The organism is Kitasatospora sp. NPDC051914, assembly GCF_040680995.1.
Classification (GTDB): Bacteria; Actinomycetota; Actinomycetes; order Streptomycetales; family Streptomycetaceae; genus Kitasatospora.
In genome coordinates this window covers 1-12,547 of sequence record NZ_JBFAXX010000114.1, presented here as the reverse complement: position 1 = coordinate 12,547, position 12,547 = coordinate 1, and the positions used below count along the sequence as shown (strand labels likewise).

General features: G+C 72.8%; 10 protein-coding genes. 4 read left to right on the top strand and 6 right to left on the bottom strand.

Annotation, left to right across the window (positions count from 1 at the left end; all coding sequences use genetic code 11):
* Window positions 1–38 precede the first annotated feature (38 nt).
* From acnA to AB0M03_RS38140, 3 genes are all read right to left on the bottom strand, one after another.
* Window positions 39–2,684 carry an aconitate hydratase AcnA gene (gene acnA / locus AB0M03_RS38150; RefSeq protein WP_363500911.1) on the bottom strand — a complete coding sequence of 882 codons (2,646 nt, stop codon included), beginning with the start codon at window positions 2,682–2,684 and terminating at the stop codon, window positions 39–41.
* 203 nt (window positions 2,685–2,887) lie between these two features.
* Window positions 2,888–3,034, bottom strand: coding sequence for a hypothetical protein (locus AB0M03_RS38145; RefSeq protein ID WP_363500908.1), 147 nt, complete (start codon window positions 3,032–3,034; stop codon window positions 2,888–2,890).
* A complete protein-coding gene (locus tag AB0M03_RS38140; protein ID WP_363500906.1) occupies window positions 3,031–4,014 on the bottom strand; it encodes a hypothetical protein in 984 nt (327 codons plus the stop codon). Before AB0M03_RS38140 ends, AB0M03_RS38145 begins: the two co-directional genes overlap by 4 nt.
* A 30-nt stretch (window positions 4,015–4,044) precedes the next feature.
* Between AB0M03_RS38140 and AB0M03_RS38135 the strand changes: the two genes are divergently transcribed.
* From AB0M03_RS38135 to AB0M03_RS38125, 3 genes are all read left to right on the top strand, one after another.
* Window positions 4,045–4,425, top strand: a complete 381-nt coding sequence (locus tag AB0M03_RS38135; protein ID WP_363500903.1) for a hypothetical protein — start codon at window positions 4,045–4,047, stop codon at window positions 4,423–4,425.
* Window positions 4,426–4,623: 198 nt separating this feature from the next.
* Entirely contained in the window at window positions 4,624–5,076 is a 453-nt protein-coding gene (locus tag AB0M03_RS38130) for a type II toxin-antitoxin system VapC family toxin (RefSeq protein WP_363500900.1), read from the top strand.
* A gap of 181 nt (window positions 5,077–5,257) precedes the next feature.
* Window positions 5,258–5,788, top strand: coding sequence for a superoxide dismutase family protein (locus AB0M03_RS38125; protein WP_363500897.1), 531 nt, complete (start codon window positions 5,258–5,260; stop codon window positions 5,786–5,788).
* 35 nt (window positions 5,789–5,823) lie between these two features.
* Here AB0M03_RS38125 and argF read toward each other — a convergent pair whose 3' ends face one another.
* The 3 genes from argF to AB0M03_RS38110 all read right to left on the bottom strand — a co-directional run bounded on the left by argF (window position 5,824) and on the right by AB0M03_RS38110 (window position 11,273).
* Entirely contained in the window at window positions 5,824–6,825 is a 1,002-nt protein-coding gene (gene argF / locus AB0M03_RS38120; RefSeq protein WP_363500894.1) for an ornithine carbamoyltransferase, read from the bottom strand.
* 180 nt (window positions 6,826–7,005) lie between these two features.
* Complete coding sequence (locus AB0M03_RS38115) at window positions 7,006–9,684, bottom strand: polynucleotide kinase-phosphatase (protein WP_363500891.1); 2,679 nt, start codon at window positions 9,682–9,684, stop codon at window positions 7,006–7,008.
* Window positions 9,681–11,273 carry a 3' terminal RNA ribose 2'-O-methyltransferase Hen1 gene (locus tag AB0M03_RS38110; protein ID WP_363500888.1) on the bottom strand — a complete coding sequence of 531 codons (1,593 nt, stop codon included), beginning with the start codon at window positions 11,271–11,273 and terminating at the stop codon, window positions 9,681–9,683. Before AB0M03_RS38110 ends, AB0M03_RS38115 begins: the two co-directional genes overlap by 4 nt.
* A gap of 163 nt (window positions 11,274–11,436) precedes the next feature.
* Here AB0M03_RS38110 and dapD point away from each other — a divergent pair, with 163 nt between their 5' ends.
* Window positions 11,437–12,435: a 2,3,4,5-tetrahydropyridine-2,6-dicarboxylate N-succinyltransferase gene (gene dapD / locus AB0M03_RS38105; RefSeq protein ID WP_363500885.1), complete on the top strand. Its 999-nt coding sequence runs from the start codon at window positions 11,437–11,439 to the stop codon at window positions 12,433–12,435.
* The last annotated feature ends 112 nt before the right edge of the window (window positions 12,436–12,547 follow it).

Here is a 12,547-nt window from a genome sequence, read left to right as displayed (position 1 = left end):
GGGGGTGCGGCCCGGCCGCTCGTGCTCTACTGCGGGACTCAGCCGATCAGGCTGCGCAGCACGTACTGCAGGATGCCGCCGTTGCGGTAGTAGTCCGCCTCACCGGGGGTGTCGATGCGGACGACCGCGTCGAACTCGACGTCACCGGCCTTGACCTTGACGGTCTTCGGGGTGCGGCCCTCGTTGAGCTCGGTGACACCGGTGATGGAGAAGGTCTCCTCGCCGGTCAGGCCGAGCGTGTCGGCCGTCTGGCCCTCGGGGAACTGCAGCGGCAGGACGCCCATGCCGATCAGGTTCGAGCGGTGGATGCGCTCGTAGGACTCGGCGACGACGGCCTTGACGCCGAGCAGCGCGGTGCCCTTGGCGGCCCAGTCGCGGGACGAGCCGGAGCCGTACTCCTTGCCCGCCAGGACGACCAGCGGGATGCCGGCGGCCTGGTAGTTCTGCGAGGCGTCGTAGATGAACGACACCGGGCCGTCGGCCTGGGTGAAGTCGCGGGTGTAGCCGCCCTCGGTGCCCGGCGCGATCTGGTTGCGCAGGCGGATGTTGGCGAAGGTGCCACGGATCATGACCTCGTGGTTGCCACGGCGCGAGCCGTAGGAGTTGAAGTCACGCTTCTCCACACCGTGCTCGGTGAGGTACTGCGCCGCCGGGGTGCCCGGCTTGATGTTGCCGGCCGGGGAGATGTGGTCGGTGGTGACCGAGTCGCCCAGCTTGGCCAGGACGCGGGCGCCGGCGATGTCGGTCACCGGGCTCGGGGTCTTGGCCATGCCCTCGAAGTACGGGGGCTTGCGGACGTAGGTGGACTCGGCGTCCCACTCGAAGGTGTTGCCGGTCGGGACCGGGAGCGACTGCCAGCGGTGGTCGCCCGCGAAGACGTCCTGGTAGCCCTTGTCGAACATGTCCTGGTCGATGGAGCTGGCGACGACGTCGGCGACCTCCTGCTCGGAGGGCCAGATGTCGGCGAGGAAGACGTCGTTGCCGTCCGCGTCCTGGCCGAGCGCGTCGCGGGTGATGTCGACGTTCATGTTGCCGGCGAGGGCGTAGGCGACCACCAGCGGCGGGGAGGCCAGGTAGTTCATCTTGACGTCGGGGTTGATCCGGCCCTCGAAGTTGCGGTTGCCGGAGAGCACCGAGACGACCGCCAGGTCGGACTCGTTGACGGCGGCCGAGACCTCCTCGGGCAGCGGGCCCGAGTTGCCGATGCAGGTGACGCAGCCGTAGCCGACCAGGTTGAAGCCCAGCTTCTCCATGTACGGGAGCAGGCCGGCCTTCTCGTAGTAGTCCATGACGACCTTGGACCCGGGGGCCAGGGTGGTCTTGACCCAGGGCTTGACGTGCAGGCCCTTCTCCACGGCCTTCTTCGCCAGCAGGGCGGCGCCCAGCATGACGGAGGGGTTGGAGGTGTTGGTGCAGGAGGTGATCGAGGCGATCACGACCGCGCCGTTGTCGATCTCGTAGGACGAGCCGTCGGGGGCGGTGACGGCGGTCGGCTTCGAGGCCTCGGCGGAGTAGGTCGGCAGCGCCTCGGCGAACTTGGCGGCGGCCTCGGCCAGGACCACGCGGTCCTGCGGGCGCTTCGGGCCGGAGATCGACGGGACGACGGTGGAGACGTCCAGCTCCAGGTACTCGGAGTAGACCGGCTCGACCGACGGGTCGTGCCAGAGGCCCTGCTCCTTGGCGTACGCCTCGACCAGGGCGAGCTGCTGCTCGTCGCGGCCGGTGAGCTTGAGGTAGTTGATGGTCTCGGCGTCGATCGGGAAGATCGCGCAGGTCGAGCCGAACTCCGGCGACATGTTGCCGATGGTGGCGCGGTTCGCCAGCGGGATGGCGGAGACGCCCTCGCCGTAGAACTCGACGAACTTGCCGACCACACCGTGCTTGCGCAGCATCTCGGTGATGGTGAGCACCAGGTCGGTGGCGGTGGTGCCGGCCGGGAGCTGGCCGTTGAGCTTGAAGCCGACCACGCGCGGGATCAGCATGGAGACCGGCTGGCCGAGCATCGCGGCCTCGGCCTCGATGCCGCCGACGCCCCAGCCCAGCACGCCGAGGCCGTTGACCATGGTGGTGTGCGAGTCGGTGCCGACGCAGGTGTCGGGGTAGGCCTGGCCGCCGCGGACCATGACCGTGCGGGCCAGGTGCTCGATGTTCACCTGGTGGACGATGCCGGTGCCGGGCGGGACGACCTTGAACTCGTCGAAGGCGGTCTGGCCCCAGCGCAGGAACTGGTAGCGCTCCTTGTTGCGGCCGTACTCGATCTCGACGTTCTGGACGAAGGCGTCCGGGGTGCCGAACTTGTCCGCGATGACGGAGTGGTCGATGACCAGCTCGGCCGGGGCCAGCGGGTTGATCTTGGACGGGTCGCCGCCCAGCTCCTTCACGGCCTCGCGCATGGTGGCGAGGTCGACGACGCACGGCACACCGGTGAAGTCCTGCATGATCACGCGGGCCGGGGTGAACTGGATCTCCTCGGACGGCTCGGCCGTCGCGTCCCAGTTGCCCAGCGCGCGGATGTGGTCGGCGGTGATGTTCGCGCCGTCCTCGGTGCGGAGCAGGTTCTCCAGCAGGACCTTGAGGCTGTACGGCAGCCGCTCGGAACCCTCGACGGCGGAGAGCTTGAAGATCTCGTACGACTCGTCGCCCACCTGCAGCGAGCTGCGGGCGTCGAAGCTGTTCGCGGACACGACTGACTCCTTCTGGGTCCACCCGATGGTAAGGTAAGCCTTAGCTAAGCCCACCCCGCCGATGTGGAAGGCGTGCGGCTCTCGGCAACTATCTTGACGTCAAGATAAATGATAGTGCGAAGTTATCTCGATGTCGAGATAAACCATAGTGCATGGCTGCGTCCAAACTTCACCCGGCGATGCCCCTGCGCAACTGCAGCAGGTCAGCCCCGGCGGCGCGAACGCGCGAACCACACCAGCGCCAGCACCCCGGCCAGCACCAGCAACCCCACCACGACGACCACCACCGGACCCGCGGTCTCCCGGGGCTCGGGAGCGATGTCGGCCAGCAGCACGGCGGTTGCGTTCACAAGAGGTCCTTTCGACGGTCGGACGGCACGGCCGGGGCGATCCCCGAGACGAGCAGCAGCAGAACGGGAAACTCCAGATAGGCGTGGTAGCTCGCCACTGCCGCGTACAGCGCCTTGCCCTGCACCCAGTCGGTGGCGAACAGCACGGCGAGCGCCGCCCCCGCGGCGGCCCCCAGCGCCCACGCCCGCCCGCCGCGCAGCACCGGCACCCGCCGCTCGAAGGCCGCGGACGCGTCCGGCGCGTACCGCGGCAGGAACCACACCCACACCACGTAGTGCATGGTCTGCAGGAAGGCGAACACGGCGACGAAGCGCAGCCCCGCCGCCGTGTGCAGCCAGGCCGGCGGCGTGTACGCGGCCTCCAGCCGCCCCACTCCCCCGGTGGCCGGTGCCAGCGCACCGTCCAGCGCGCCCGCCAGCAGCAGCGCCGGTACCGCCAGCACCCAGCCGCACTGGACCGCCAGGAACGGTCCGCGGCCGCGCGGCAGCACCCTCGACCACTCCCACAGGAAGACCAGCGGCACCAGGTTGTGCAGGTGCGCCAGCACCACGAAGTGGTACGCCGGGAACGCCAGGGAGGCCGCCGCGGCGGCCCCCAGCACCAACAGAGCCGCGGCCAGGGGCAGCAGGCGCCCGCGCAGTGCGTACAGGCAGGCGGCCACCAGCAGCCCGTACGCCAGCAGGATCTCCGCCGTCCGGGAGAAGGCCCCCGGCGGGAGCAGCCGGCAGACCACGATGCCGGTGATCAGCACCAGCAGCAGGCGCAGGAACGGGCCCGCCAGGACCTGCTCGAACCGGCCCGCCACGTAACGCAGCTCGAGGACGTTGTGGAGGATGCCGAAGGTCGCCAGGCCGAGCACCGCCAGGGTCGCCGGCGCCCGCAGCGCGAGCACCAGCGCCAGAACGGCGGCCGCTGCGAAGCCCGCCGTCGGCAGCACGCCGCCGGCCGACCGCGCCACCGGCACCACGCCTGTCGCCATGCCGGACCTCCCCGTGGCACGATCACGCCCGTGCCGTATCCCCTGGCCCTCGCCCTCACCCTGCTCGTCGAGGTGCCCCTCTACACCGCGGCACTCACCTGCACCGCGGCCGTCACCGCGCCCGTGCCGGTCGGCCCGGCCGCCAAGGCCGCCCGGGTCGTCCTGGCGGGCGCCGCGGTCAACCTCGTGACGCACCCGGTGCTCTGGTGGTTGCTCCGGCAGGCGGCCGACGGGCCCGCCGCAGCCTACTGGACGGCCTTCGCCCTTGCCGAGACCTCGGTCTGCCTGGTCGAGGCGGGGCTGCTGGCGGTGCTGTTGCGCCCCTCCCGGCCGCCGCTGCCGCTGCTCGGTGCCGCCGCGCTGACCGCCAATGCGGGCTCGGTGCTGGTGGGGCTGCTGGCCTCCGGCTGAACGGGCGGGTGCGTACCGGGGTTGGGTGTGCACCGGGTCGGGTGCGCCCGGGGCGGCGGTCGAAGCAGACGGGGGGCGGGAACGGACGGTGGGGGGCGTGCGGGACTGTCCGTCCGGGGGTGGCGGGCGACTACGGTTGAGCCGAGCCGACGGCCGGACGGGCCGGCGGTGCGGAGCAGACAGGCCGGGGGCAGCTGAATGATCGTGGTGGACGCGTCCGCGCTGGTGCTGGCACTGGCGGACGAGGGCGAGCGCGGCGAGGCCGCGCGGGCCGAGCTGGCCCGCGACGGCGAGTGGGCCGCGCCGGACCACGTACTGATCGAGGTGATGCAGTCCCTGCGCGGGCTGTACCTGGCGCGCGAGGTGACGGCCGAGCGGGTGTCCGAGATCGCCGACCGGCTGCCCGGGCTGACCGTGCGGCGGGTCGACGTGACGCCGCTGCTCGGACGGATCTGGGAACTGAAGGACAATCTGACGCCCGACGACGCGGCCTACGTCGCGGTCGCCGAGGACCTCGGGGCGCCGCTGGTCACCGCGGACCTGCGGCTGATGCGGGCCAGCGGGCCGCGCTGCGAGATCCGCGGCATCCGGCCCGCCCCCGCCGGGAAGCCGGCCGCGGACCGCCCCACGGGCAGGGGCCGGAACAGCTAGGACTTGCCGTCGAGGCGGTCCGGGTGCCTCGGAAGGGCGCAGGGGTCGGGGTGGCGCCGCGGGGTGACCGCTCGTCCGGGTGATGCGTCGGCACGGCGACGTGCACGGCGCACCGCGGGCGGTCACCGTGGTGGGCGGTCCCCCGCCCGGCGTCCGCCGCGGCCCGTCGAGAGGTGTGCCGATGCCCGTCCCGTTCGCCGCCGCCCTGCCGGCGCTCCTGCTGCTGCCGGCGCTGACCCCGCCGGGCACGGTCGTCGAGGCGGACTTCGACCGGGCCTCGGTCTTCGTCCCGCCGGTGGCGATCAGCCATGCGCCGGACGTGGTGCCCTACGGCGCGCACGTCCGGGTCACCGTGGCCCGGTCCGGCGGCGGAACGGCGGTCTCGGTGGAACTCACCGGCGCCTCACCGGCCGCGGACCTGGCGGCACACGTGCACACCGGGTACTGCGGGGCCGATCCCGCCTCCTCCGGGGCGCACTACCAGGATGTCCGGGACCCGGTGCAGCCGTCCACCGACCCGGCCTACGCCAACGACCGGAACGAGGTCCGGCTGGCGCTGCGGACGGACGCGCGGGGGGACGCGGCGACGCGGACACGGGTCGGCTGGGCGTTCCGGCCCGGCGGGGCGCACTCGCTCGTCCTGCACACCGTGCACGCCGCGGGCGCCCGTGCGGCGGGCGCCCGGGTGGCGTGCGTCAACGTGGACTTCTGAGCCGTCGCGGGCTCCTGCCCGGACCGGCCGGCGGGTCAGGAGCCCAGGGTGGCGACCAGGACGGCCTTGATGGTGTGGAGCCTGTTCTCGGCCTGGTCGAAGACCACCGAGTGCGCGGACTCGAAGAGCTCGTCCGTGCACTCCAGCTCGGTCATGCCGGTCTCCTCGAACATCTGCCGGCCGATCTCGGTGCCGAGGTCGTGGTAGGCGGGCAGGCAGTGCAGGAACTTCACCGCCGGGTTGCCGGTGGCCCGGACGGTGTCCATCGACACCTGGTAGGGCTTGAGCAGGGCGATCCGGTCGGCCCAGACCTCCTTGGGCTCGCCCATGGAGACCCAGACGTCGGTGTAGAGGAAGTCGGCGCCGGCGACGCCCTCGGCCACGGACTCGGTGACGGTGATCCGGGCGCCCGTGGTCTCCGCGAGCTCCCGGGCGGCCTTCTGGACGTCGTCGGTCGGCCAGAGCTGCTTGGGGGCGACGATGCGCACGTCCATGCCGAGCAGGGCGCCGGTGACCAGCAGCGAGTTGCCCATGTTGTTGCGGGCGTCGCCGAGGTAGGCGAGCGAGACCTCGGAGAGCGGCTTGGCACAGTGCTCCCGGACGGTCAGCACGTCGGCGAGCATCTGGGTCGGGTGCCACTCGTCGGTCAGGCCGTTCCACACCGGGACGCCGGCGTAGGCGGCCAGCTCCTCCACGATCGCCTGGCCGTGGCCCCGGTACTCGATGCCGTCGAACATCCGGCCGAGGACACGGGCCGAGTCCTTGATCGACTCCTTGTGGCCGATCTGGGAGCCCGCCGGGTCGAGGTAGGTGGTCGAGGCGCCCTGGTCGTGGGCGGCCACCTCGAAGGCGCACCGGGTGCGGGTGGAGGTCTTCTCGAAGATCAGCGCGATGTTCTTGCCGCGCAGCCGGGGCTGCTCGGCGCCGGCGTACTTGGCGGCCTTGAGCTGGGCGGCGAGGTCCACCAGGAAGCGGAACTCCTGGGGAGTGAAGTCGAGCTCCTTGAGGAAGTGCCTGTTCCGGAGGTTGAACGCCATGCCGGGCTCCTGGGTCATCGATGGTGAGATGGGAAGTGTATACGACCACCGGAATTTCTATGCAGGGACGAGGGATGTGATGCGGGTGACCCGGCCCGCTCCCGCACTCACGGGGACGGGCCGGCGGCCCGGGCAGCAGGTCACAGGCTGCCGACCGCTGCGCCGGGCCACTGCAGAGCCTCACAGCCGGGGGTCGACCGGCTCCGACTCCAGCGCCAGCACCGCGAAGACCGGCTCGTGCACCCGCCAGAGCGGCTCGCCCGCGGCCAGCCTGTCCAGCGCCTCCAGGCCCAGCGCGTACTCGCGCAGCGCCAGCGAGCGCTTGTGCCCGAGGAAGCGCTGGCGCAGCTGGTCCAGGTACTCGGTGTAGTCGGGGCCGTAGATGATCCGCAGGTACTCCCGGCCGCGGACCTTCACACCGGGCTGCACCAGCCGCCCGCCGGCGTCCCGGACGAGCGAGGCCAGCGGCTTCACCACCATGCCCTCGCCGCCCGCCGCGGTCAGCTCCTCCCACCAGGCGATGCCCGCCGCGACCGACGCCTCGTCCGAGGTGTCGACCACCATGCGGCCGGTGCGCTGCAGGATCGGCTCGTCCCCGTCGTCGGCGGCCGCCATGCGGTCGATCCAGTCGAGGTGCCGGTCGTGCGGGAGCACGGCCAGGTTCGCGCCCTCCGCGGCGAGCAACTGGAACGGCGCCAGCCGGATGCCGCTGAGCCCCTCGGTCGGCCAGCAGTAGCGCCGGTACGCGGCGGTGAAGGCCTCCGCGTCCAGGGCGCGCTGCCGCTGCCGGGCCGTCAGGTGGGCCACGTCCAGGCCGCGGTCGGCGGCGCGGTCGAGGGCGTCGATCACCTGCGGCAGGGCGGCGCCCGCCGCCGCACCGACCGCCGCGTACTGACGGCGCAGCAGGTCGGCCGCCTTCAGCGACCACGGCATCAGCTCGGCGTCAAGCAGCAGCCAGCCGGTGGCCAGCTCGTCGAACAGGCCGGCCTTCTCGGCGGCCGCCCGCACCCGGTCGAGGACGGCGCCGGTGAGCTCCTCGTCGCCGAGGAAGGCCCGGCCGGTGCGCGTCCAGATCGCACCGGGCCCGGCGATGCCGAACCGCTTGTCCAGCGCTGTGCCGTCCCGGGCGACCAGGACGACGGCGCGGGAGCCCATGTGCTTCTCCTCGCAGACCACCTGCTGCACCCCGTCGTGGCGGTAGGCGAAGAACGCCTCCTCGGGGTGCTCCAGGTACCCCTCGCGCCGGGAGGTCGCGGACGGGGCCATGGTCGGCGGCAGGTAGGCGAGCAGCCGGGGGTCGAGCGCGAAGCGGCTCATCACCTCCAGCGCCGCGGCCGCGTTCTCCTCGCGGACGGAGACCCGGCCGTGGTGCGCCGTCTCGACGATGCGGCGGCCGGCCACGTCGGCGAGGTCCAGCGGACGGCCCTCTCGGCCGCCGGGCGCGTCGCTGTGCAGCGGGCGCACCGGCGCGTACCACTCCTGCTCGGCCGGCACGGAGACCAGCTCGCGCTCGGGGTAGCGCAGTGCGGTCAGGCTGCCGCCGAAGACGCAGCCGGTGTCCAGGCAGATGGTGTTGTTGACGAAGCTCGCCGTGGGCACGGGGGTGTGGCCGTAGACGACCAGGGCCTTGCCCCGGTACTCCTCCGCCCACGGGTAGCGCACCGGCAGGCCGTACTCGTCGGTCTCGCCGGTGGTGTCGCCGTAGAGGGCGTGCGAGCGGACCCGGCCGGAGTTGCGGCCGTGGTACTTCTCCGGCAGGCCGGCGTGGCAGACCACCAGGGCGCCGCCGTCCAGCAGGTAGTGGCTGACGAGGTCGCGCATGAACGCCCGGACCTGCGCCCGGAACTCCTCCGGCTCGGCGGCCAGCTGGTCGATCGACTCCTGCAGGCCGTACGAGACGGTGACCTTGCGGCCGTCCATGTACCGGCCGAGCTTGTTCTCGTGGTTTCCGGGCACGCAGACGGCGTGGCCGGCCGCGACCATGCCCATCACCAGGCGCAGCACGCCCGGGGTGTCGGGGCCGCGGTCGACCAGGTCGCCGACGAAGACCGCGGTGCGGCCCTCCGGGTGTTCGGCGTCGACGGCCCGGCCGAGCCCGTCCCGGGTCAGGCGGTAGCCGAGGCGGACGAGCAGCGTCTCCAGCTCGGAGCGGCAGCCGTGGATGTCGCCGACGATGTCGAACGGGCCGGTGAGGTGGCGCAGGTCGTTGTAGCGCTTCTCCGGCACGATCTCGGCGGCGCCGACCTCCGCCTCGCCGCGCAGGACGTGCACCTTCCGGAAGCCCTCGCGCTCCAGGCCCCGGAGCGAACGGCGCAGCTCGCGCTGCTGGCGCGGCAGGACGTGGGCGGGCAGCTGCCGGTCCGGCCGGCTGCGGTTGCGCTCGGCGCAGACCGCGGTCGGCACGTCCAGGACGATCGCAATGGGCAGCACGTCGTGGTCCCGGGCGAGCTCGATCAGCGCCTTGCGGGACTCCGGCTGGACGTTCGTCGCGTCGACCACGGTGAGGCGGCCGGCGGCGAGCCGCTTGCCGACGATGTAGTGGAGCACGTCGAAGGCGGCGGTGGAGGCCGACTGGTCGTTCTCGTCGTCGGCGACCAGCCCGCGGCAGTAGTCGGAGGAGATCACCTGGGTGGGCAGGAAGTGCTTGCGCGCGAAGGTGGACTTGCCGGAGCCGCTGGTACCGATCAGCACGACCAGGGACACGTCGGTGACGGGGAGCCGGCGGGCGGACGGCGAGGCCTCGACAGCGCCGCTGTCGGCGGCCCCGGTGGCGGCGGTGTCGGCCGCGGTGGCCTCTGCGGTGTCGGTGGCGGCGCCGTCGGGGAGGCTGCCGCCGGTGGGCCGGACGTCGGAGGTCATCGGGTCACGCTCCCTTCAGGGGCATTGTCGGCGGTGGTGGTGCGGAACAGGGCGAGCTGGGTCGGCGCGCCGACCTCCTCGTCGATCGGGCCGACGGGCCGGATGTCGACCGTGTAGCCGTAGGTGCGGGCGACCCGCTCGGCCCAGTCGCGGAACTCGGCGCGGTCCCACTCGAACCGGTGGTCGGCGTGCCGGACGTGACCGGCCGGCAGCGACTCCCAGCGGACGTTGTACTCGACGTTCGGCGTGGTCACCACGACGGCCGTCGGACGGGCGGCGCCGAACACCGCGTACTCCAGGGCGGGCAGCCGGGGCAGGTCGAGGTGCTCGATCACCTCGGACAGCACGGCGGCGTCGTACCCCTTGAGCCGGGCGTCGGTGTAGGTGAGCGCGCCCTGGACGAGCCGCACGCGGGACGCCTGACGCTCGGTCATGCGGTCCAGCCGCAGCTTCCGGGCGGCGGCGGACAGCGCGCGCGAGGAGACGTCCACGCCGAGCACCTCCGTCACCCGGGCGTCCTTGAGCAGTGCGCCGACCAGCTCGCCCTGGCCGCAGCCGAGGTCGAGGACCCGGGCGGCGCCCGTCTCGGCGAGCGCGGCGAGGATCGCCTCCCGCCGGCGGACGGCCAGCGGGACGGGCTTCTCGGCCCCGTCCCCGGCGTCGTCCGACGGAGCCGGGGCCGGGCGGGCGTCGTCGGCGCCGTTCCCCTCCTCCGTGTCGGTGGCGCTGCCGGGAGCCGCGTCGGTGGCGGGCTCGGTGTCCGGGTCGTCGTCCACCGCGTTGTCCAGCTCCTCCGCCTCCCTGTCGTCGGCCTCGGCGAGGCGGGCCAGGGCCAGCCGTTCCATCGCGAGCCGGGTGAGCGACCATCGGCGGGCCAGGTAGCGGCGGGTGATCAGGGCGAGCTCGGGGTGGTCGCCGAGCCAGCCCTCGCCGGCGGCGAGCAGCTTGTCGACCTCGTCCGGGGCCACCCAGTAGTGCTTGGCCCCGTCGAGCACCGGCAGCAGCACGTACAGCTGCTGCAGCGCCTCGGCCAGCCGCAGCTCACCGGTCAGCTCCACCCGGACGTAGCGGGACTCGCCCCACTCGGGGAACGCCTCGTCCAGCGGGATCGCCACGGCATCCACCTGCCAGCCCAGCGGCTCGAAGAGCCGCTGCACCATGGCCGGGCCGCCCTCGCTGCCGCCGGTGGCGGGCACTGCGGGCAGCGAGATCCGCAACGGCATGGGCAGGTCGGCGCGGCCGGGCAGCTTCTCGCAGACACCCTTCATGGCGGACCGGAAGACCGTCCGCAGCGCCACCGACAGCAGTGAGGACGCGGCGTAGGGCCGGTCGTTCACGTACTGGGCGAGGGCGAAGTCGGGCGAGCCGGAGCGGCCCTTGCCGCGGCCCTGCCGCACCAGGGCGACCGGGTCGACGTCGAGGAGCAGCGCGGCCGTGCACGCGTGCTCCGTCGCCTCCGGGTAGAAGACGTGCGCCACCCCGTGGGAAGTCGAGAAGCGCTGCACCTTCTCCGGGTGCTTGTGCAGCAGAAATCCCAGGTCGGTGGCCGGGCGATCGGCTGTGGCCGTGGTGGAGATCGAGATGAACACCCGGTCGAGTATTGCCGACGGGTGATCGCCGGGTCATCGGGATTTCGGGCCGGGACGGCCGCTGCACGGAGCCCCGGGCGGGCCGCAGGGCGTGCGCCCGGGAACAGCTCGGCGATGTCCGCACGGTGAGCGCGTTCGGCAGGGCCACCCCCGATTGGTTAACGTGCACGATGTGACTGCTGAAACCTCCTCTTCCGCCCGCGGCGCCGTTGCGGCCGGCCTGGCGACGATCGCCGCCGACGGCACCGTCCTCGACACCTGGTTCCCCGCGCCCGAGCTGACCGACGAGCCCGGCCCGGCCGGCACCGTGCGGCTCACCGCCGAGCAGGCCGAGGCTGCGCTCGGCGCCGGTGCCGCCGAGGCGCTGCGCAGCGACGCCCGCCGCGGCGTCGAGGTCGTCGCGGTGCGCACCGTCGTCTCCTCGCTGGACGACAAGCCGCTCGACACGCACGACGTGTACCTGCGGCTGCACCTGCTGAGCCACCGCCTGGTCAAGCCGCACGGCCAGAACCTGGACGGCATCTTCGGCCTGCTCGCCAATGTCGCCTGGACCAGCATCGGCCCGGTGCCGGTGGCGAACCTGGAGCAGGCCCGCCTGGCCGTGCGCGCCCAGGGCGGCCAGCTGGCCGTCTACGGCATCGACAAGTTCCCGCGGATGACCGACTACGTCGGCCCGACGGGCGTGCGGATCGCCCACGCGGACCGCGTCCGCCTCGGTGCGCACCTCGCCGAGGGCACCACGGTGATGCACGAGGGCTTCGTCAACTTCAACGCCGGCACCCTCGGCACCTCGATGGTGGAGGGCCGGATCAGCGCGGGTGTCGTGGTGGGCGACCACAGCGACATCGGCGGCGGCGCCTCGATCATGGGCACCCTCTCCGGCGGCGGCAAGGAGGTCGTGTCGGTCGGCGAGCGCTGCCTGCTCGGCGCCAACGCCGGCATCGGCATCTCGCTGGGCAGCGACTGCGTGGTGGAGGCCGGCCTGTACGTGACCGCCGGCACCCGGGTGACCACCCCGGACGGCAAGATCGCCAAGGCGGTCGAGCTCTCCGGCCAGGACAACCTGCTGTTCCGCCGCAACTCGCAGAGCGGTGCGGTCGAGGTCATCGCGCGGTCCGGCTCGTGGGGCGGCCTGAACGCCGAGCTGCACGCACACAACTGATCTCCGGTGCTCCGGGCGGGCCCGGGCGGCGTACTCCGGTTGGCCCCCCGCGCCCCCGGGCGTTGTAGGGGGCGCACCAATCCGCGCTCGGGGTCGGCCCGGGGCCGGCCGG

What these genes read in the sequence shown, in the direction of transcription:
- AB0M03_RS38140 (WP_363500906.1), bottom strand. Translation starts at nt 4,014, where the DNA reads ATGGCGACAGGCGTGGTGCCGGTGGCGCGGTCGGCCGGCGGCGTGCTG.
- AB0M03_RS38130 (WP_363500900.1), top strand. Translation starts at nt 4,624, where the DNA reads ATGATCGTGGTGGACGCGTCCGCGCTGGTGCTGGCACTGGCGGACGAG.
- AB0M03_RS38125 (WP_363500897.1), top strand. Translation starts at nt 5,258, where the DNA reads ATGCCCGTCCCGTTCGCCGCCGCCCTGCCGGCGCTCCTGCTGCTGCCG.
- argF (WP_363500894.1), bottom strand. Translation starts at nt 6,825, where the DNA reads ATGGCGTTCAACCTCCGGAACAGGCACTTCCTCAAGGAGCTCGACTTC.
- AB0M03_RS38115 (WP_363500891.1), bottom strand. Translation starts at nt 9,684, where the DNA reads ATGACCTCCGACGTCCGGCCCACCGGCGGCAGCCTCCCCGACGGCGCC.